This is a genomic window from Paraburkholderia sp. A1RI-2L, assembly GCF_048957375.1.
Taxonomy (GTDB): domain Bacteria; phylum Pseudomonadota; class Gammaproteobacteria; order Burkholderiales; family Burkholderiaceae; genus Paraburkholderia.
This window is the reverse complement of record NZ_JARBTA010000001.1, coordinates 1,174,717-1,192,924: the sequence shown is the minus strand read 5'-3', so window position 1 is coordinate 1,192,924 and position 18,208 is coordinate 1,174,717. Positions and strand designations below refer to the sequence as shown.

The window sequence follows — 18,208 nt, the reverse complement described above, 5'->3', positions numbered from 1 at the left end:
AATCAAAATCGACTGCTAGCGGATCACGAATCAGGCCGCGGCCGGAATCTTGAAAAGCCGGAAAAAATTCTGCGTGGTGGCAGCGCCGAGTTCGGCGTCCGGCAATCCGCGTTGCTCGGCGATGAATCTTCCGACATGGCTAACGTACGCAGGTTCATTGGGTTTGCCGCGATATGGCACTGGCGCAAGATAGGGCGAATCCGTTTCGATCAGCAAACGCTCGAGCGGCACGCGGCGCGCCACCTCCTGAACCTCGGTCGCGCTCTTGAACGTCACGATACCTGAAAGAGAAATGTAAAAATTCTGCACAAGGGCGCGCTCGGCGATCGCCCAGGGCTCCGTGAAACAGTGCATCACGCCACCGGGTTCGCCGGCGCGCTCTTCTTCCATGATGCGCAGCGTATCGTCCGACGCCGCTCGCGTATGAACGATGAGCGGCTTTCCCGTCGCGTGCGCCGCGCGGATATGGACGCGAAAGCGCTCGCGCTGCCACTCCATGTCCTCGATCGTGCGCTCGCCGAGCCGATAGTAATCGAGCCCCGTTTCGCCGATCGCCACGACCTTGCGGTGCTGCGCCAGCTCCACGAGGTCCGCGACGCTGGGCTCCTGAACGTCCTCGTGATCGGGGTGCACGCCCACCGACGCGTAGACGTTTTCGTAGCGGCTCGCGATGTCGAGCACCGAGGGCAGCGTCTCGAGGTCGACCGAAACGCACAGCGCATGCGTGACGGCCTGCGCGCGCATGTTCTCGAGCACCTCGGGTAGCCGGTCGGCGAGACCTTCGAAATTGATGTGGCAATGTGAATCGACAAACATGGCGGTCCTGCGATGGGGTTACGGGTAAGGCCGACTGCGCGGAATCTACGGAAATGTGCAACCAACGTGCGCAACGAAAAATTCAGGCCTGCAACTCAGGCGGCAAGCCGCTTGCCGAGAATCACGAGGTCGCGCTCGACGCCGTCGAGCACGGCCACGCCCGGCAGCGTCCCCCTGGCGGGACGGCACGCTCGAGTTGTAAATGGCGACGATCGTGGGCAGACCGTCAAGGGTGGCATCCCGGTAAGCAAGGCTCATGGTGCGGATCAGCGGCGAATCATCGGATAAGGCGGACGCTCAGCAAGACGTCTCAGGCAAACATTTCACGATAGCCGAGAAACAGCTCCTCGAACACGAGGCGCGCATTCAGCGGATGATTTTCCACGGCACGCTGGCGCGTTACGGACTTCAGGTAACGGGCGAGCGCTGACGCATCCAGATTCGCTGCGCAGCGCGTGAGCGCCGCTGCGGACTGCGGGTAGTAGCGCGGCCGGCCCGCCGTGCGCTCGGCCAGCAGATCGTAGACCCAGCGCTGCAGCCAGCCGAGTACGAGCGGCACTGGCAGCTTCTGCAGGGTCTCGCCGCAGGCGAAGGCGTCGCACGCCGCGCCAGCCGCGAGCTGGCCGAGGGTCCAGTCGCGCAGCGCGCGATTGTCGTCCTGCGACAGCGCGAGCGCCGCAAGCGGCGCGCCTCCCGCTTCCGCGAGCAGGCCAGCTGGATCACCCACGCCTTGGTTCGCGAGCCACGCCTGAGCCCCGTCCGGCGCGGGCGTGCTCATCGGCCACTGCCGGCAACGGCTGATGATGGTAGGCAGCAGCCGGTCGATGCGCGCCGAAACCAGCAGGAACACCACGCCCGCGGGCGGCTCTTCGAGCGTCTTCAGCAGCGCGTTCGCGGCCGCAACATTGAGCGCCTCAGCAGGATACAGCACGACCACGCGCAGGCCGCCGCGATGCGAACCCACGCCGGTGAAATCGAGCAGCGCGCGCACCTGCTCGATGCGGATTTCCTTGCTGGGCGCGCGGGTCTTCTTGCCCTCGTCCGCGTCGCCTTTATCGGCCTTGGCGTCTTCTTTGTCGTCGGCGCCCGTCTGGCCCGCGAGGCCGGCCAGCGCCTCGGGCAGCACGATGCGGTAGTCGGGATGGTTGCCTTGCGCGAACCAGGTGCAGGCCGGGCAGGCGCCGCACGGCTGGCCGTCGGCCTGCGGCGACTCGCACAGCAGTCCCTTCGCCAGATGCTGCGCGAACTGGAGCTTGCCGATGCCCGCCTGGCCATGCAGCAGCAACGCATGCGGCCAATGGCTGCGCAACTGCTGGAGGCGCTCCCAGTCGCCCGATTGCCACGGATAGATCATGTTTTAAATCAATCTGTTAAGCGGTATTTCGGAGAACCCGCGCGAACTCTATAAACCATCAGAGCAGCAAATAACGCTTTTTATCAAAGCGTTGCGATGACTTTTTCGAGCTTCTCACGAATCTCATCGATGCTCTGCGACGAGTCGACGATCGCGAAGCGGTACGGCGCTTCCTCAGCCCGGCGCAGATACTCGGCGCGGGTGCGCGCGAAGAACGCGTCGGTTTCGCTCTCGAAGCGGTCCGGCTCGCGCGCGGCGCCGCGGCGCTCGCTCGCCGTATTGGGCTCGATGTCGAACAGCACGGTCAGATCGGGCTGAAATCCGCCCTGGACCCAGCGCTCGAGCGCTTCGAGCTTGTCGCGCGGCAGGCCCCGGCCGCCGCCCTGATAGGCGAAAGTGGCGTCGGTGAAACGGTCCGAGAGCACCCAGTCGCCGCGCGCAAGCGCCGGCTCGATCACGCGTGCGAGGTGTTCGCGGCGCGCGGCGAACATCAGCAGCGCCTCGGTCTCGAGGTCCATCGGCTCGTGCAGCAGGATCTCGCGCAGCTTTTCGCCCAGCGGCGTGCCACCCGGTTCCCGCGTCATGACCACCGAGCGGCCCGAGGCGCCCAGCTTCTGTTCGAGCCGCTCGCGAAACCACGCCAGATGCGTGGTCTTGCCCGCGCCGTCGATGCCCTCGAACGTGATGAATCGGCCCCGCGCCATTTAATTACCCCGGATGTACTTGTCGACGGCCTTGTTGTGGTCGACGAGATTGTCAGAAAAAACGCTGCTGCCATCGCCACGCGCCACGAAATATAGCGCAGGGGTCGAGGCAGGATTGAGCGCGGCCTGCAGGGCGGCGACGCCCGGCAGTGCAATTGGCGTCGGCGGCAACCCGGGACGCAGGTAGGTATTGTAGATAGTGTTGGTCTGCAAATCGCTCTTGCGCAGCCGCCCCGTATAGTTCACCCCGAGCCCGTAGATCACCGACGGATCTGTCTGCAACGGCATGCCTACCTTGAGCCGGTTCGCGAACACGGCCGCCACGAGCGGACGGTCGCCGGCCTTGCCGGTCTCCTTCTCGACCAGCGAGGCAAGCGTGAGCGCCTCGTAGGGCGACTTCAGCGGCAAGCCCTGCGCACGCGCGGCCCACGCCTCGTTCAGATGCGTCTGCATGAGCTTGTAGGCGCGGCGGTAGACATCCAGATCGCTCGAGCCCTTGTCGAACAAATAGGTGTCCGGGAAGAACAGCCCTTCTCCGCTGCCCTGCGGCGCGGCGGGCGCGCCGATCGCGGCCAGCAGTTGGGCGTCGCTCATGCCGGCGGTATCGTGGCGCAGCGCCGGATTGGTATCGAGCTCGTCGCGCATGCGCTTGAACGTCCAGCCTTCGATGATGGTCGCCACGGACTCGTTGACGTCGCCGAGCGCCATCTTCTGCAGCACCTCATAGGGCGTGACGCCGGCCTTGAATTCGTAGTTGCCGGACTTGAGCTGGCTTTGCAGGCCGAGCACGCGCGTCATCAGCACGAACAAATCGGTCTGGACCGGCACGCCGCCGCGGCGCAGCTGTGCAGTGACGCTGCGCACGGAGCTGTGCGGCTTGATGGTGACGTCGAGTTGCGGGACGGCGAGCGCCACGGGCGAGGTCGCCCAGCGCCAGACGCTACCCGCTGCGACGGCGCCAAGCACGACGAGGCCGGCGCCGGCAACAAGGCATTTCTTGAGGAGGGACATGCGTAACGTGACTCAGGCGGACCTCATATAATAACTGCTTGCCCTCGCTAAAGTCAGGATTGACTGTTCCCCGAATCCATGAACGCTCCGCTCGAATCCCACGACACGCATTCCCCCGACACGCATTCCATCGCGGCGCCTGCCGCCGATGAGTTCGACGCCGTCCTCAAGGGAGGCGCCTGGGCGATCCTGCCGCAATTCGGCGTAATCGACGCCAATGGCGACGATGCAGCCAGCTTCCTGCACAGCCAGCTCACGAACGACATCCAGCATCTGGACGTGACCGGCGCGCGCCTCGCCGGCTACTGCTCGCCCAAGGGCCGACTGCTCGCCTCGTTCCTCACATGGAAGACGGGCGACACGATCCGCCTGCTGGTTTCGAAGGATGTCCAGGCGAGCGTGCAAAAGCGTCTCTCGATGTTCGTGCTGCGCGCCAAGGCCAGGCTCACCGACGACAGCGACAAGCTGCTCGTGGTGGGCCTCGCGGGTGATGTGCGCGGCGCGCTCGCGTGCGTATTCGACGCGCTGCCCGACGGCGTGCACGTGAAGGTGGACGATCCCGCCGGCACGCTGATCCGCGTGCCCGATGCGCTCGGGCGCCTGCGCTATCTGTGGGTTGGTCCGAAAGACGCCGTGGAGGCGAAGCTCGCCTCGCTCCAGGACGTGCTCAAGCCCGTCTCGCCCGCGGTGTGGGACTGGCTCGACATCCGCGCGGGCGAGCCGCGCATCACTCAGGCCGTGAGCGAGCAATTCGTCCCGCAGATGGTCAACTACGACGTGCTCGGCGGCGTGAACTTCAAGAAGGGCTGCTATCCGGGCCAGGAAATCGTGGCGCGCAGCCAGTATCGCGGCACGATCAAGCGCCGCACCGCGCTCGCGAGCGTCGCAGCCGGGACCGACGCCGCGCGCGCGGGAGCGGAGCTGTTCCATTCCGACGACCCGAGCCAGCCGTGCGGCATGATCGTGAACGCGGCGGCAGCGCCCGAAGGTTGCGTCGATCTGCTCGCGGAGATCAAGCTGGCGGCGCTCGAATCGGGCAGCGTGCATCTGGGCGCCGGTGACGGCCCCGCACTGCGCATCCTGCCGCTGCCGTACGCACTGCCGTCCGAGGTGTGACGGCTTGGCAAAGAGTCCTGTGACGACGCAGTTCGCGCCGCGCCTCGTTTTTGCGGGTCGCAGCGGAGGCCGCGCACGATGTGCCTGATCGTCTTCGACTGGCGGCCGCATGCGACCGATGGCGCGCTCTTCACGCTCGCCGCGAACCGCGACGAATTCCTGCGTCGCACCGCCGATCCCATGCAGTGGTGGCAAGACGCGCCGGACGTGCTCGCAGGCCGCGATCTAGTGGGCGGCGGCACCTGGCTCGGCATGACACGTGGTGGCCGCTTCGCGGCGCTCACCAACTACCGCGCGCCGCACGAGATGCGCCCCGACGCCCCCACGCGCGGCACGCTCGTCTCGCGCTGGCTGGCGGCCGGCTCCGAAGGTGCCGGGATCGATATCCCCGATACGCCGCTAGCCTATCTCGCCGAAGTCGCGCGCGACGGCGAAATGTATAACGGCTTCAACCTGGTCATCGGCGACTGGAGGCGGCGCGAGCTGGCCTGGTACTGCAACCGAGGCGAGCGCATGCCCGCGCTGCTGCCCGAGGGCACCCACGGCATCTCCAACGCGGTGCTCGACACGCCGTGGCCAAAGCTCGTGCACAAGCGCGCAGGGCTTGCCGAACTCGCTGCTGATGGTCCCGATGTGCCACTCGAACGCCTGATCGAATTGATGCGCGACCCGCGCATCGCGCTCGACAGTGAATTACCCGCGACGGGCATTCCGCTCGAGCGCGAGCGCGCGCTTTCGGCGGCCTTCATCGAGACACCCGAATACGGCACACGTGGCACGACGGCGCTGCGCGTGCGCGTGAATGGCGGCCAGTTGAGCGTGGAAGCCAGCGAGCGCAGCGACGATGACGGCTCGCACCGCATCGTGCGGCCCGGCGCATTCGAGCGCCATGAACGCTTCACGGTAAGCGCGGCGCGCTGAAGCCAGGCGGCCCACCCGCCCTTGCCGCCCCACCCGCCTGATCAATCGTCGATGCCGAATGCCGCGCGCAACGCTTGTGCGGCTTGCGCCTGCGCGCGCCGCGCCTCGTCCACGAAACCGCCCATCTTGAAGAACTCGTGGATCATGCCGGGAAAGCGCACGAGCGTGACCTCGTTGCCGGCGGCGAGCAGCTTCTGTGCATAGGCTTCGTCCTCATCGACGAGCGGATCGAACTCCGCTGCCGCGATCCACGCCGGCGCCACGCCGTGAAAATCGGGCGCGCCATGCGTGCCGTCGAGCGGCGCGAAACGCCAGTCGTCGCGATCGGACGCATCACGCACGTAGTGATTGAAGAACCATTGCACGGTGGGCTCCGTGAGCAGGTAGCCGATGGCGAGGCGCTTGTGCGATGCCGTTTGCTGGTGCGAGCCCGTGCCCGGATAAATCAGCATTTGCAGCACTGCTGGCATGCCCGCGTCGCGCGCGAGCACCGCGCACACCGTCGCGAGCGTGCCGCCCGCGCTGTCGCCGCCCACGGCGAGCCGCGTCTCCTCGATCGCGAATTCGGCCGCGTGCGCGTGCAGCCATGCATAGGCGTCGAACGCGTCGTTCACGGCAGTCGGGAACTTGTGTTCGGGTGCAAGCCGGTAATCGACCGAAAGCACCGCGCAACGCGCGTCGCGCGCGAACATGCGGCACAAGGCGTCGTGCGTGTCGACGCTGCCCACGGTGAAGCCGCCGCCGTGGTAATAGACGAGCGCTGGCAAGGGTTCGGACCACTGCGGCTCGACCGGCAGATAGAGCCGCGCGCGGATCGTCTCGCCGTCGCGCGTGGGCACTTGCAGGTCTTCGACCGAGTGCATCGGCGCGGACGCGATCTCCAGCACCGACGCGCTCTTTTCATACGACGCGCGCGCTTGCTGCGGTGTCAATTCGTGATAAGGCGTGCGGCCCGCGCGGGCCACCATGTCGAGCACTAAAGCGATCTTCGCGTTGAGCGGCATGAGTCTGTCGATTGAAGGTTCCGCTCGAACGCCGGCCGTGCCCGCAGGGGTATCGTCAAGCCGGCGCGTTCTTCACTTCGGATTTGAGCGAGAGCGGATCGGTGGGATTGCGCAACGTCTCGATGTCTTCGTGACGCAGCTTCACGGAAGGGAGTATGCCCGGATGCGTGAGGATGTAGAAGCGCCCTTCGCGCACCGCGTCGAAAGTGACTTTCGCGACATCGTCGGCCGTGAGGCGGCCCGAGCGCACCGCGCGCTGCAATTGCAGATCGGCGGCCTGCTGCGAGCGCGTGGGAGGCGCTTCGTTGCGCATATCGTCAGGCCGGTTGCGCTCGGCGTTGGCGATGCCCGTCGGCACGAACGCGGGGCACAGGAGCGAGCAGCCAACCTGAGCACTCACGTTTCGGAGGTCGTGGTAAAGCGTCTCGGTGAGCGCAACCACCGCGTGCTTGGACGCGTTATAGATGCCCATTGCGGGCGGCGCGAGCAGCCCCGCCACCGAGGCCGTGTTGACGATATGCGCGCGCTCGCCCTGCTTGAGCATGATGGGCGTAAAGCTGCGCAAGCCGTTCGCGACACCCATCACGTTCACGCCGAACACCCAGTCCCAGTCCCGCGCGCTGCTTTCCCACACGAAGCCGCCGCTGCCCACGCCTGCATTGTTGAAGAGCAGATGGACCTTGCCATAGGCATCGAGCGCCGCCTGAGCGAGCGCGTCCACCTGCGCCGGGTCACGCACGTCGGTGCGCAAGCCGATCGTCTGGGTGCCCTGGGCGCGCAGCGCCTGAATGGTTTCGTCTAGCGCGAGCGCGTCCACGTCCGCGAGCACGAGTTTCATGCCAAGCGACGCGGCCTGCTGCGCGAACGCGCGGCCAAAGCCGCTCGCCGCGCCGGTAATGACGGCCACCCGGCCTTCGAATTGAAACGGGTCAGACATTGCGCTTCCTCACCTGATCGTTAATGCTGCAAAGGCGTCAAACGAGCTTGACGAGCTGTTTGCCGAAGTTCTGTCCCTTGAGCATGCCAAGGAACGCCGTGGGCGCGTTCTCGAGGCCTTCGGCAATGCTCTCGCGATAGACCAGTTGCTTCTTCACGACCAGCGTACCGAGTTCGGTGAGCGCTTTCGGCCAGACGTCCAGGTGCTCAGTCACAATGAAGCCTTGCACAAGCAGACGTTGCGTGAGCAACAATTGCGGGTGCTTGAGCGGGATCGGCTCGCCGTCATAGCCCGCGATCATGCCGCACACCGCGATGCGCCCGCCGGCATTCATGCGCGCGAGCGTGGCGTTGAGGACGTCGCCGCCCACGTTCTCGAAGTAGCCGTCCACGCCCTGCGGGGTTGCGGCCTTAAGTTGCTGGTAGAGATCGCCAGCCTTGTAATCGACGCATGCATCGAAGCCGAGCGTCTCCACGACATAGCGGCACTTTTCCGCGCCGCCCGCGATGCCCACGGCGCGGCAGCCCGCCCGCTTCGCAAGCTGGCCCACGACGCTGCCCACTGCGCCGCTCGCCGCGCTCACCACCACGGTCTGGCCGGCCTGCGGCGCGATGATGCGGTTCAGCCCGTACCAGGCCGTGACGCCCGGCATGCCCACCGGCCCCAGATACGCGGCCAGCGGCACGTATTTCGTATCGACGACATGCAGATCGCTGCCGTCCGAAGTGCCGTACTCCTGCCAGCCGGCCATGCCGACCACCTGGTCGCCAACCTTGAACTTGCGGTTGAGCGATTCGACCACTTCGCCCGCCGTGCCGCCGATCATCACCTCATTGAGCGGCTGTGGCGCTGCATACGACTTGCTGTCGTTCATGCGGCCGCGCATGTATGGATCGAGCGAAAGCCAGTGATTGCGCACGCGCACCTGACCTTGCGCAAGCGGCGCGAGCGGCGTTTCGACGAGGCGGAAGTTATCGACGCTGGCCGCGCCTTCCGGGCGCGAGACGAGCAGAATCTGACGATTGGATTGAGTCATGGCGTTCGGGTGTGTCGTCGCGGCTTGCACCGCGCGGGTTGGGAGCGGAGTGGAGTCGCACACGCCCAGCAAATGCAAACACGCATGCGGCTTGTGTGCCCGAGGTACATCGGGCGCGGCGTTCAGCCGTCGCTCGGACCGGGTTTTGCGTTGGGGTCGCTGCGCAGGCGCTGACGCGTCACGTCGCGGCCCACTGCGAGACGGCGCATGTACTTGAAGGTGCCGAGCGCCTTCGCCACGAAGTGACCTTCGCTGTCGCGAATCTCGCCTTCGCAATAAGCCATCGTGGTCGAGCGATGCAGCACGCGGCCATAGGCACGCAGCTCGCCGCGGCCGGGCTGCATGAAGTTCACTTTCATTTCGACGGTGACGACGCCCACACCGTCGGCGGCGACGCTGCGCGCGGCCATCGCGAGTGCGATGTCGGCGAGCGTCATGGTCACGCCGCCGTGCGCGACGTCCCAGGTATTCATATGCCGCTCGGCGAGCGAAAGCAGCACTTCGCTCGCGCCGTCGCGCGCGCTCACGAGCTGCGCGCCGAGATGATCGACGAACGGGCTTTCGATGATGGGCTGCTGGCTCGATGCATCGCCCTGCGTTGTATCCGTGGTACCGGTCATGGTTGCGCTCGAATTCTCCACAGTCTTCAGAGCACGTAATCGACGCACTGGCGCGCCTCGACCACGCGCCTGGCGAAGTCCTTCACGATCTGGTGGTCGGGGTGATCCTGGTAGGCGTCGAGCGCAGTCCGGTCGGCGAAATCGGAGAGCAGCACGAGATCGAACGTCGAAGCGAGGCCCGGCTCGGCAAGACCGGCTTCGAGATGCAACGTGCCCGGCACGAGATTGCGGCAACCTTCGAGCATCGTCTTGAACTTCGCGAGGTTCTCGGCACGCGTTGCGCCTTCCGCTGATTCCTTGAACTTCCACATCACGATATGACGAATCACGTGTTCACCTTTTCAGTCAATCTTGAACGGCGGACGCGCCACGCGGGCGCAATCCAGCCGTCATGATACCTGCCTGGGCCAGCGGCCACAGCGCGATCAGGCGATTTCGAACAGCCCCGCCGCGCCCTGCCCGCCGCCGATGCACATCGTCACCACCACGAACTTTGCGCCACGGCGCTTGCCTTCGATGAGCGCATGGCCCGTGAGGCGCGCGCCCGAGACACCGTAGGGATGGCCGACCGCGATCGCGCCGCCGTTCACGTTCAGGCGATCTGCGGGAATGCCGAGCTTGTCGCGGCAGTAGAGCACCTGCACCGCAAACGCTTCGTTCAATTCCCACAGGCCGACGTCTTCCACCTTGAGGCCGGCCTGCTTGAGGAGCTTGGGTACGGCGAACACGGGGCCGATGCCCATTTCGTCGGGCTCACAACCGGCCACGGCGAAGCCGCGGAAAATACCGAGCGGCTGCAGTCCTTCGCGCTCGGCAACCTTCGCGTTCATCACCACGCAGGCGCTCGCGCCGTCCGAGAACTGGCTCGCGTTGCCCGCCGTGATCACGCCGCCCGGCATCGCCGTGCGGATCTTCGACACGCCTTCGAGCGTGGTGTCGGCGCGAATGCCTTCGTCGGCGGCAATCGTCACTTCCTTCGTGACGAGCTGGCCCGAGGCCTTGTCGGCCACGCCGGCGAGCACCGTCATCGGCACGATTTCATCGTTGAAGAGGCCCGCAGCCTGGGCCGCCGCCGCGCGCAGTTGCGACTGCACGCCATATTCGTCCTGACGCACTCGCGAGATCTCGTAGCGCTTCGCAACGTTCTCGGCGGTCTGCAGCATGCTCCAGTAGATTTCTGGCTTGTGCTGGCCGAGCCAGCCTTCGACCACCATGTGGCGGTTCATCTCGTTCTGCACGCACGAGATGGACTCCACGCCACCGGCGACGAACACATCGCCCTCGCCTGCGATCACGCGCTGCGCGGCGAGCGCAATCGTCTGGAGTCCGGATGAACAGAAACGGTTCACGGTCATGCCCGGCACCGAGACCGGCAGGCCAGCGCGCAGCGCAATCTGGCGCGCGATGTTGGTGCCCGTGGCGCCCTCGGGGTTCGCGCAGCCCATGATCACGTCTTCGACGCGTGCGGGGTCGATCTTCGCGCGCTCGACGGCGGCCTGCGTGACGTGACCGCCAAGCGTGGCGCCATGGGTCATGTTGAACGCGCCTTTCCACGATTTGGCGAGGCCCGTGCGGGCGGTAGAAACGATTACGGCATCAGTCATGTGTGTCTCCAGTCAATCGCATCAAGCATCGAAGCTCGACATGCGATCCCTTGCGAATGTGTTGATCCTGCGAATCAGATAGATTTCGAACGCTCATCAGACCGCGCCGCTCAGCACCTCGGCCATTTGCGCGCGCTTCACGCCCGCTGCGCTCAACTGCTGCCACGCGGCGGCGAGCGAGCCGTGCAAGTCGATGGCGCGCGAGGCGTCCTCGATCAGCACGGTCTCGAAGCCGGCGGCACGCGCATCGAGCGCGGACCACGCGACACAATAATCGGTCGCAAGACCGCAGCAGTAGACGCGCTTCACGTCCGTGTCGCGCAGATAGCCCGCGAGCCCGGTAGACGTCGTGCGGTCGGCTTCGAGAAACGCCGAGTAGCTGTCGACATGTGCGTGATGTCCCTTGCGGATGACCGCGCGCGCGTGCGGCACGGCGAGATCGCGATGCAGCGCGGCGCCTTCGGTGCCCTGCACGCAATGCGTCGGCCACAGCACCTGCTCGCCGTAAGGCAGCGCGATCGTCTCGAAGGGCTTGCGCCCGGCGTGCCCGGCCGCGAACGAGACGTGTTGCGCCGGGTGCCAGTCTTGCGTGAGCACGACGTGCTGAAAGTCTTGCGCGAGCCGATTCGCGAGCGGCACGACTTCGTCGCCGTGCGCGACGGCAAGCGCTCCGCCCGGCATGAAGTCGTATTGCAGGTCGATCAGCAGGAGCACGTCTTCAGCGCTTCTCATGATGTTCGTCCAAATATGTGTCTGGGTGCTTAGTTGAACGTACCGCCCTTATCGGCCAGTTCGGCAACCGACGAGGCGATCTGCCATGCGTCGCCGTTCGGCTGCTGCGCATAGTCGCGGATCGCGCGCGCCACGTTGTAGAGGCCGACCGCGTCCGCGTAGAGCATCGGGCCGCCGCGCCACAGCGGGAAGCCGTAGCCCGTGAGGTAGACCATGTCGATGTCCGACGCCTTCGACGCAATGCCCTCTTCGAGGATCTTCGCGCCTTCGTTCACCAGCGCGTACACGAGGCGCTCGACGATTTCCTCGTCGCCGATCTTGCGGCGCTCGACACCCGCTTCCTTCGAGTACGCGACGATCATCTCGTCCACGAGCTTCGAAGGCAGCGCGTTGCGCTCGCCCGCCTTGTAGTCGTACCAGCCCGCGCCGGACTTCTGGCCGAAGCGGCCCTGTTCGCACAGGCGGTCGGCGACCTTCGAATACTTGATCTCCGGCTTTTCCTGATAGCGGCGCTTGCGGATCGCCCAGCCGATGTCGTTGCCCGCGAGATCGCTCATGCGGAATGGGCCCATCGCGAAGCCGAATTTTTCGATCGCGCGATCGACCTGCGCGGGCAGCGCGCCTTCTTCGAGCATGTAAAGCGCCTGGCGGATGTACTGCTCGATCATGCGGTTGCCGATGAAGCCGTCGCACACGCCCGACACCACGGCCGTCTTGCGGATCTTCTTCGCAACCTGCATCACGGTCGCGAGCACGTCCTTGGCCGTTTCCTTGCCGCGCACGACTTCGAGCAGCTTCATCACGTTGGCAGGGCTAAAGAAGTGCAGACCCACCACATCCTGCGGACGCTTCGTGAACGCCGCGATCTTGTCCACATCGAGCGTCGAGGTGTTCGACGCGAGAATCGCGCCGGCCTTCGCGACTTCGTCGAGGCGCTTGAACACCTGCTCCTTCACGCCGAGTTCTTCGAACACGGCTTCGATGATGAGGTCGGCTTCCTTGAGATCGTCATAGGTCAGCGTCGGGCGGATCAGCGCCATGCGCGCTTCGAGCTTCTCCGCCGTGAGCCTGCCCTTCTTGACCTGAGCTTCGTAGTTCTTGCGTATCGTCGCGAGGCCGCGATCGAGTGCTTCCTGCTTCGTCTCGATCAACGTGACCGGCACGCCGGCGTTGAGGAAGTTCATGGCGATGCCGCCGCCCATCGTGCCCGCGCCGATCACTGCCACCTTCTGGATCTCACGCGTGGGCGTGTTCGAAGGCACGTCGGGGATCTTGCTCGCGGCGCGCTCGCCGAAGAACGCGTGGCGCAGCGCCCGGCTCTCGGGCGTCTGCACGAGTTCGACGAAACATTCGCGCTCGAACGCGAGGCCTTTATCGAAACCCTGCTTCACGCCCGCGGCGATGGCGTCCACGCACTTCAGCGGAGCCGGATAGTTCTTCGACATCGCCGCAACGGTATTGCGCGAGAACTGCAGGAAGCCTTCGGCGTTCGCATGCTCGATCTTGCGGTTGCGCACGAGCGGATGGGGGCCCGGCTTGCTGGCGGCCTGGCGTGCGAAGGCGATGACCTCATCGAGCAGATCGCCTTGAGCCATGGCATCGAAAAGGCCGGCATTCGCGAGCTTTTCCGAGAGCACCGGCGTGCCGCTCACGATCATGTTGAGCGCGGCTTCCAGGCCGATCGCGCGCGGCAGGCGCTGCGTGCCGCCCGCGCCCGGCAGAATGCCGAGCTTCACCTCGGGCAGCGCGATCTGCGCGCCGGGCGCCGCGACGCGGTAGTGCGCGCCGAGCGCGAGTTCGAGACCGCCGCCCATCGCCACGCTATGAATCGCGGCCACCACAGGCTTGGCGCTCTTCTCGACTTCCTTGATGACCGTGTGGAGCGTGGGCTCCTGGGTCGCCTTGGGCGTGTTGAATTCGGTGATGTCGGCGCCGCCCGAAAAGGCCTTGCCGGCGCCCGTGATCACGATGGCCGAGACGGCCGGATCGCTGTTGGCGCGCGCCAGTCCCTCGACGATGCCGACCCGGGTCGAATGCCCCAGTCCGTTGACGGGCGGATTGTTGAGCGTAATGACGGCAACGCCGTCGCGAGTCGTGTAATCCACTGCCATTTGCCTGCCTCCGTGCTTGCGGACCGCGTTGCGTCTCGCGGGAGTCGCCTGACTCGCCGCACATGCGCCGGCCGCTTCATTGTCCGGCATTCCCGGTTCACACGCAGAATACCCAAAAAAGAACGTTCGTTCAATTTTTTGCTGCGCACAAGGCATCGGGGTTTATACCAATCCTCTGCCCCATGCGAAATCGACCGGCCAACAAAAAACGCAGCCGGAGGCTGCGTTTCGTTCGGGTGCATCCGGGGCGCTAGAGCGGCTCGGCCGGGCACTGGCCGCCCGACTCGAGGGCACTCGGCAACACATGATCGCGAAACCGCTCGCGCAGCTTGAGCTTCTGCAGCTTGCCGGTGGCCGTGTGAGGAAGCTCGTCGACGAACACGGCGTCGTCGGGCAGCCACCACTTCACCACCTTGCCTTCGAAAAACGCCAGCAGTTGCTCGCGCGTGATGTCGGCGCCCGGTTTCTTTACCGCGACGATCAACGGCCGCTCGGTCCAGCGTGGATGCGCGCAGGCGATGCAGGCCGCCTCCGCGATGGCCGGATGCGACACCGCGATGTTCTCGAGTTCTATCGAGCTGATCCACTCGCCGCCCGACTTGATCACGTCCTTGCTGCGGTCGGTGATTTGCAGGAAGCCATCGGGGTCGATGGTCGCGACATCGCCGGTCGGGAACCAGCCGTCCACGAGCGGCGAATCGCTTTCCTGCCTGAAGTAGCGCTCGATGACCCAGGGTCCGCGCACGTACAGATCCCCGAACGCCACGCCGTCCCAGGGCAGCTCGCGCCCATCGTCGCCGACGATTTTCATGTCGACGCCGAAAATCGCGCGCCCTTGCTTTTCGAGCAACGCGCGTTGCGCCTCGAGCGGGCGCTGCGTCTGCTCCCAGTTCAGCTTCGAGAGCGTGCCGAGCGGCGACATCTCGGTCATGCCCCACGCGTGGATCACCTGCACGCCGTAGTTGTCCTCGAAGCTGCGCAGCATGGCGGGCGGGCAAGCCGAGCCGCCGATCACCGTGCGATTGAGCGTGGAAAATTTCACGCCCGCCTCGCGCATGTACGCGAGCAGGCCGAGCCACACCGTCGGCACGCCGGCCGAGCAGGTCACGCCCTCCGCTTCCATGAGTTCGTAGAGCGATTTGCCGTCGAGATCCTTGCCGGGCAGCACGAGCTTCGTGCCGGCAAGCGGCGCCGCATGCGGTACGCCCCATGCATTCACATGGAACATCGGCACCACGGGCAGCATGGCGTCGCGCGCGGAAAACCCCATTGCATCGGGCATCGACGCGCCATAAGCGTGCAGCACCGCCGAGCGGTGCGTATAGAGCGCGCCCTTCGGATTGCCCGTGGTGCCCGAGGTGTAGCAGAGATTCGACGCGCTGCGCTCGTCGAGCAAGGGCCATGCGAAGCGGCCGTCCTGCGCCGCGAGCAGCGTTTCGTACCTGAGCACCGGCGTTTGCATCGCCGGCAGGTGCGCCTCGTCGCACAGCGCGATCCAGCCGCGCACCTGCGGGCATTGCGGCGCGAGCGTGTCGACGAGCGCGGCGAAGGTGATGTCGAACAGCACGTAGCGATCGTCGGCATGATTGACGATCCACGCGATCTGCTCGGGAAATAGGCGCGGATTAATGGTGTGGCACACCGCGCCGAAGCCAGCCACACCGTAGTAGGCTTCGAGGTGCCGATAGCCGTTCCACGCCAGCGTGCCGATACGCTCGCCCGGCTCGACACCCAGCGCGATGAGCGCCTGCGCGAGCTGCTTCGAACGCACTTCGCATTCGCGGTATGTATAGCGATGCAGATCGCCTTCGATGCGCCGCGACACGATCGGCGTGCTGCCGTGATGGCGCGCCGCGTGCGCAATCAACGACGACACGAGAAGCGGCACGTCCATCATGCGTCCCAGCAACGGCGCGTTCGTCGCGGTCATGGTCAGCGGTCTCCTCGACTCGAATGCCAGAATTTTGTATGGGATGGCGCAGTGCTCGCGGTCTTGGCGCAGCATGCCGGAAGCCGCAAAAGCGCGTGCGGCACGGGTTCCGGCCGTCTCCTGCACGCCCGCGGGCGCGGACTTACAATATCGGCTATTCAACAGGCGCTCAATATGTCGTTTTCACCAGGCCAAACCGATTCCTCACATGGCGGCTCGACCGCCGCGCGCGCGCCGGCAAGCGGCCCGCTCGCCGACTTTGAACGCGCGCTCGGCGTGCCGCGCGACGACACGTTCGCGGCCCTTGGCGCGACCTTCCATACCCGGCTGCCCGGTGCGCCGCTGCCAGCGCCCTACGTGGTCGGCTTCTCGAAAGAGACGGCCGCGCTGCTCGGACTCGATGCCTCAGTGGTGGGCGATCCGGCATTCGCCGAGTATTTCAGCGGCAACTTCACGCGCGAGCGCACGCCTACGACGATGTCGTATGCGAGCGTCTATTCGGGACACCAGTTCGGCGTCTGGGCCGGCCAGCTAGGCGACGGGCGCGCGCTCATGCTCGGCGAGATCGAGCACGCGGGCAAGCGCCACGAAGTGCAACTCAAGGGCGCGGGACGCACGCCGTATTCGCGCATGGGCGACGGCCGCGCGGTGCTGCGCTCGTCGATCCGCGAATTCCTGTGCTCCGAGGCCATGCATCACCTCGGCATTCCCACCACGCGCGCGCTGACCGTGACCGGTTCCGATCAGTTGGTGCGGCGCGAAGAACTCGAAACGGCCGCGGTCGTCACGCGCGTGTCGCCGAGCTTCGTGCGCTTCGGCCACTTCGAGCACTTCTATTCGCACGACAATGTAGAAGCGCTGCGCGCGCTCGCGGATCACGTGATCGGCCGCTTTTACCCGCATCTGCGCGAAACCGACGATCCGTATCTCGGGCTGCTCGACGAAGCGGTGCGCAGCACGGCTGCGCTGATGGTCGAGTGGCAGGCCGTGGGCTTCTGCCATGGCGTGATGAACACCGACAACATGTCGATCCTCGGCCTCACCATCGATTATGGCCCGTTCGGCTTCATCGACGGCTTCGACGCGAACCACATCTGCAATCACTCCGATTCGCAGGGCCGCTACGCCTATCGCATGCAGCCGCAGATCGGCTACTGGAACCTGTTCTGCCTCGCGCAGGCGCTGCTGCCGCTCTTTGGCGCGCACTACGAAATCGCCGACGAAAAAGCGCGCGGCGAGCGTTGCGTGGCCGACGCGCAAGCAGTGCTCGAGCGCTTCAAGGGGCACTTCGCGCCCGCACTGGAAACGCGCATGCGCGCCAAGCTCGGCCTCGAGCACGCGCACGAAGGCGATGACGCACTCGCGGATCGCCTCTTCGAAATCATGCATGCGAACCGCGCCGACTTCACGCTGACGTTCCGCCACCTTGCGCGCGTTTCGAAGCATGATGCGCACGGCGACACGTCCGTGCGCGACCTGTTTCTCGATCGCGCCGCGTTCGATGCGTGGGCGCTCGACTATCGCGCGCGCCTCGCACGCGAAACGCGCGACGACGCCGCACGCGCCGCGGCGATGAATCGCGTGAACCCGAAATACGTGCTGCGCAACCACCTCGCGCAAACCGCGATCGAGCGCGCCGCGCAGAAAGATTTCAGCGAAGTCGAACGGCTCGCAAGCGTGCTCAAGCACCCGTTCGACGAGCAGCCCGAGCACGAAGGCTACGCCGCGTTGCCGCCCGACTGGGCGAGCTCGCTCGAAGTCAGTTGCTCTTCGTGACATCGCATTTCCCCGCGCAATTGCCCCCCGCATTTGTCACCCACAGGAAACCGACATGAGCCAGGACGATCACAACTCCGACGCGTACCCCGGTCACAAGAGCGACGCCGAATGGCGCAAGCAGCTCTCGGACACGCAATACCAGGTCACGCGCCACGCAGCGACCGAACGCCCCTTCACGGGCAAGTACTGGGATCACACCGAGCGCGGCGTGTACGACTGCGTGTGCTGCGGCACGCCGCTGTTCGAGTCGGACACGAAATTCGACGCCGGATGCGGCTGGCCCAGCTACTTCCGTCCGATCGACGGCGAGGTGATCGAGGAGCGCACCGACCGCTCGCACGGCATGCTGCGCATCGAAGTGCGCTGCAAGAACTGCGGCGCGCACCTGGGGCACGTGTTCGAGGACGGCCCGGCCCCGACCGGCCTTCGGTATTGCATCAATTCGGCTGCGCTACAATTCGAGCCCAAGTGAACGCGAGCGAGGCACGCTCGCGCGGGGTGTGACGCAGGATCAAGCGCGTCGCACCCTCTTT

General features: G+C 65.7%; 17 protein-coding genes and 1 pseudogene. 4 read left to right on the top strand and 14 right to left on the bottom strand.

What is annotated here, in order from left to right:
- Positions 1–30 precede the first annotated feature (30 nt).
- From PWP93_RS05655 to mltG, 5 genes and pseudogenes are all read right to left on the bottom strand, one after another.
- Complete coding sequence (locus PWP93_RS05655) at positions 31–816, bottom strand: TatD family hydrolase (RefSeq protein ID WP_421043769.1); 786 nt, start codon at positions 814–816, stop codon at positions 31–33.
- A 95-nt stretch (positions 817–911) separates the two neighbouring features.
- Positions 912–995 (bottom strand): annotated as a pseudogene (locus PWP93_RS05650) (N-acetyltransferase); the annotation flags it as partial.
- 131 nt (positions 996–1,126) lie between these two features.
- Positions 1,127–2,170 carry a DNA polymerase III subunit delta' gene (locus PWP93_RS05645; RefSeq protein ID WP_421043768.1) on the bottom strand — a complete coding sequence of 348 codons (1,044 nt, stop codon included), beginning with the start codon at positions 2,168–2,170 and terminating at the stop codon, positions 1,127–1,129.
- 83 nt (positions 2,171–2,253) lie between these two features.
- A complete protein-coding gene (gene tmk / locus PWP93_RS05640; RefSeq protein ID WP_421023996.1) occupies positions 2,254–2,874 on the bottom strand; it encodes a dTMP kinase in 621 nt (206 codons plus the stop codon).
- Positions 2,875–3,885 (bottom strand): endolytic transglycosylase MltG, encoded by a 1,011-nt coding sequence (mltG, locus tag PWP93_RS05635; protein WP_421023997.1) that lies wholly within the window; start codon positions 3,883–3,885, stop codon positions 2,875–2,877.
- 78 nt (positions 3,886–3,963) lie between these two features.
- Between mltG and PWP93_RS05630 the strand changes: the two genes are divergently transcribed.
- Together PWP93_RS05630 and PWP93_RS05625 are read left to right on the top strand one after the other, a co-directional pair.
- Positions 3,964–5,001 (top strand): YgfZ/GcvT domain-containing protein, encoded by a 1,038-nt coding sequence (locus PWP93_RS05630; RefSeq protein ID WP_421043767.1) that lies wholly within the window; start codon positions 3,964–3,966, stop codon positions 4,999–5,001.
- 78 nt (positions 5,002–5,079) lie between these two features.
- The gene (locus PWP93_RS05625; RefSeq protein ID WP_421043766.1) at positions 5,080–5,922 is read left to right on the top strand and encodes an NRDE family protein; all 843 of its coding nucleotides are present in this window, start codon (positions 5,080–5,082) and stop codon (positions 5,920–5,922) included.
- Positions 5,923–5,963: 41 nt separating this feature from the next.
- Here PWP93_RS05625 and PWP93_RS05620 read toward each other — a convergent pair whose 3' ends face one another.
- The 9 genes from PWP93_RS05620 to PWP93_RS05580 form a co-directional block, all read right to left on the bottom strand.
- Positions 5,964–6,926, bottom strand: coding sequence for an alpha/beta hydrolase fold domain-containing protein (locus tag PWP93_RS05620; protein WP_421043765.1), 963 nt, complete (start codon positions 6,924–6,926; stop codon positions 5,964–5,966).
- A 55-nt stretch (positions 6,927–6,981) separates the two neighbouring features.
- On the bottom strand, positions 6,982–7,863 hold the full coding sequence (locus PWP93_RS05615; RefSeq protein ID WP_421043764.1) for an SDR family oxidoreductase: 882 nt from the start codon (positions 7,861–7,863) through the stop codon (positions 6,982–6,984).
- A 37-nt stretch (positions 7,864–7,900) separates the two neighbouring features.
- The gene (locus tag PWP93_RS05610) at positions 7,901–8,899 is read right to left on the bottom strand and encodes an NADP-dependent oxidoreductase (RefSeq protein ID WP_421043763.1); all 999 of its coding nucleotides are present in this window, start codon (positions 8,897–8,899) and stop codon (positions 7,901–7,903) included.
- A gap of 122 nt (positions 8,900–9,021) precedes the next feature.
- Complete coding sequence (locus tag PWP93_RS05605) at positions 9,022–9,519, bottom strand: PaaI family thioesterase (RefSeq protein WP_413185975.1); 498 nt, start codon at positions 9,517–9,519, stop codon at positions 9,022–9,024.
- 26 nt (positions 9,520–9,545) lie between these two features.
- Complete coding sequence (locus PWP93_RS05600; protein ID WP_421024003.1) at positions 9,546–9,848, bottom strand: Dabb family protein; 303 nt, start codon at positions 9,846–9,848, stop codon at positions 9,546–9,548.
- A gap of 96 nt (positions 9,849–9,944) precedes the next feature.
- Entirely contained in the window at positions 9,945–11,123 is a 1,179-nt protein-coding gene (locus PWP93_RS05595) for an acetyl-CoA C-acyltransferase (RefSeq protein ID WP_421043762.1), read from the bottom strand.
- A gap of 96 nt (positions 11,124–11,219) precedes the next feature.
- The gene (gene pncA, locus PWP93_RS05590) at positions 11,220–11,855 is read right to left on the bottom strand and encodes a bifunctional nicotinamidase/pyrazinamidase (protein ID WP_421043761.1); all 636 of its coding nucleotides are present in this window, start codon (positions 11,853–11,855) and stop codon (positions 11,220–11,222) included.
- Between the two features lie 29 nt (positions 11,856–11,884).
- On the bottom strand, positions 11,885–13,966 hold the full coding sequence (locus tag PWP93_RS05585) for a 3-hydroxyacyl-CoA dehydrogenase NAD-binding domain-containing protein (protein WP_421043760.1): 2,082 nt from the start codon (positions 13,964–13,966) through the stop codon (positions 11,885–11,887).
- A gap of 250 nt (positions 13,967–14,216) precedes the next feature.
- On the bottom strand, positions 14,217–15,896 hold the full coding sequence (locus PWP93_RS05580; RefSeq protein ID WP_421043759.1) for a 3-(methylthio)propionyl-CoA ligase: 1,680 nt from the start codon (positions 15,894–15,896) through the stop codon (positions 14,217–14,219).
- Positions 15,897–16,070: 174 nt separating this feature from the next.
- On the opposite strand from PWP93_RS05580, the gene PWP93_RS05575 reads away from it, so the two are divergent.
- Both PWP93_RS05575 and msrB read left to right on the top strand, forming a co-directional pair.
- Entirely contained in the window at positions 16,071–17,672 is a 1,602-nt protein-coding gene (locus PWP93_RS05575; protein WP_421043758.1) for a protein adenylyltransferase SelO, read from the top strand.
- Between the two features lie 55 nt (positions 17,673–17,727).
- The gene (gene msrB, locus PWP93_RS05570; protein WP_213295467.1) at positions 17,728–18,147 is read left to right on the top strand and encodes a peptide-methionine (R)-S-oxide reductase MsrB; all 420 of its coding nucleotides are present in this window, start codon (positions 17,728–17,730) and stop codon (positions 18,145–18,147) included.
- The last annotated feature ends 61 nt before the right edge of the window (positions 18,148–18,208 follow it).

Coding starts and splice junctions, on each gene's coding strand:
- PWP93_RS05655 (WP_421043769.1), bottom strand. CDS start 816: ATGTTTGTCGATTCACATTGCCACATCAATTTCGAAGGTCTCGCCGAC.
- PWP93_RS05645 (WP_421043768.1), bottom strand. CDS start 2,170: ATGATCTATCCGTGGCAATCGGGCGACTGGGAGCGCCTCCAGCAGTTG.
- tmk (WP_421023996.1), bottom strand. CDS start 2,874: ATGGCGCGGGGCCGATTCATCACGTTCGAGGGCATCGACGGCGCGGGC.
- mltG (WP_421023997.1), bottom strand. CDS start 3,885: ATGTCCCTCCTCAAGAAATGCCTTGTTGCCGGCGCCGGCCTCGTCGTG.
- PWP93_RS05630 (WP_421043767.1), top strand. CDS start 3,964: ATGAACGCTCCGCTCGAATCCCACGACACGCATTCCCCCGACACGCAT.
- PWP93_RS05625 (WP_421043766.1), top strand. CDS start 5,080: ATGTGCCTGATCGTCTTCGACTGGCGGCCGCATGCGACCGATGGCGCG.
- PWP93_RS05620 (WP_421043765.1), bottom strand. CDS start 6,926: ATGCCGCTCAACGCGAAGATCGCTTTAGTGCTCGACATGGTGGCCCGC.
- PWP93_RS05615 (WP_421043764.1), bottom strand. CDS start 7,863: ATGTCTGACCCGTTTCAATTCGAAGGCCGGGTGGCCGTCATTACCGGC.
- PWP93_RS05610 (WP_421043763.1), bottom strand. CDS start 8,899: ATGACTCAATCCAATCGTCAGATTCTGCTCGTCTCGCGCCCGGAAGGC.
- PWP93_RS05605 (WP_413185975.1), bottom strand. CDS start 9,519: ATGACCGGTACCACGGATACAACGCAGGGCGATGCATCGAGCCAGCAG.
- PWP93_RS05595 (WP_421043762.1), bottom strand. CDS start 11,123: ATGACTGATGCCGTAATCGTTTCTACCGCCCGCACGGGCCTCGCCAAA.
- pncA (WP_421043761.1), bottom strand. CDS start 11,855: ATGAGAAGCGCTGAAGACGTGCTCCTGCTGATCGACCTGCAATACGAC.
- PWP93_RS05585 (WP_421043760.1), bottom strand. CDS start 13,966: ATGGCAGTGGATTACACGACTCGCGACGGCGTTGCCGTCATTACGCTC.
- PWP93_RS05580 (WP_421043759.1), bottom strand. CDS start 15,896: ATGACCGCGACGAACGCGCCGTTGCTGGGACGCATGATGGACGTGCCG.
- PWP93_RS05575 (WP_421043758.1), top strand. CDS start 16,071: ATGTCGTTTTCACCAGGCCAAACCGATTCCTCACATGGCGGCTCGACC.
- msrB (WP_213295467.1), top strand. CDS start 17,728: ATGAGCCAGGACGATCACAACTCCGACGCGTACCCCGGTCACAAGAGC.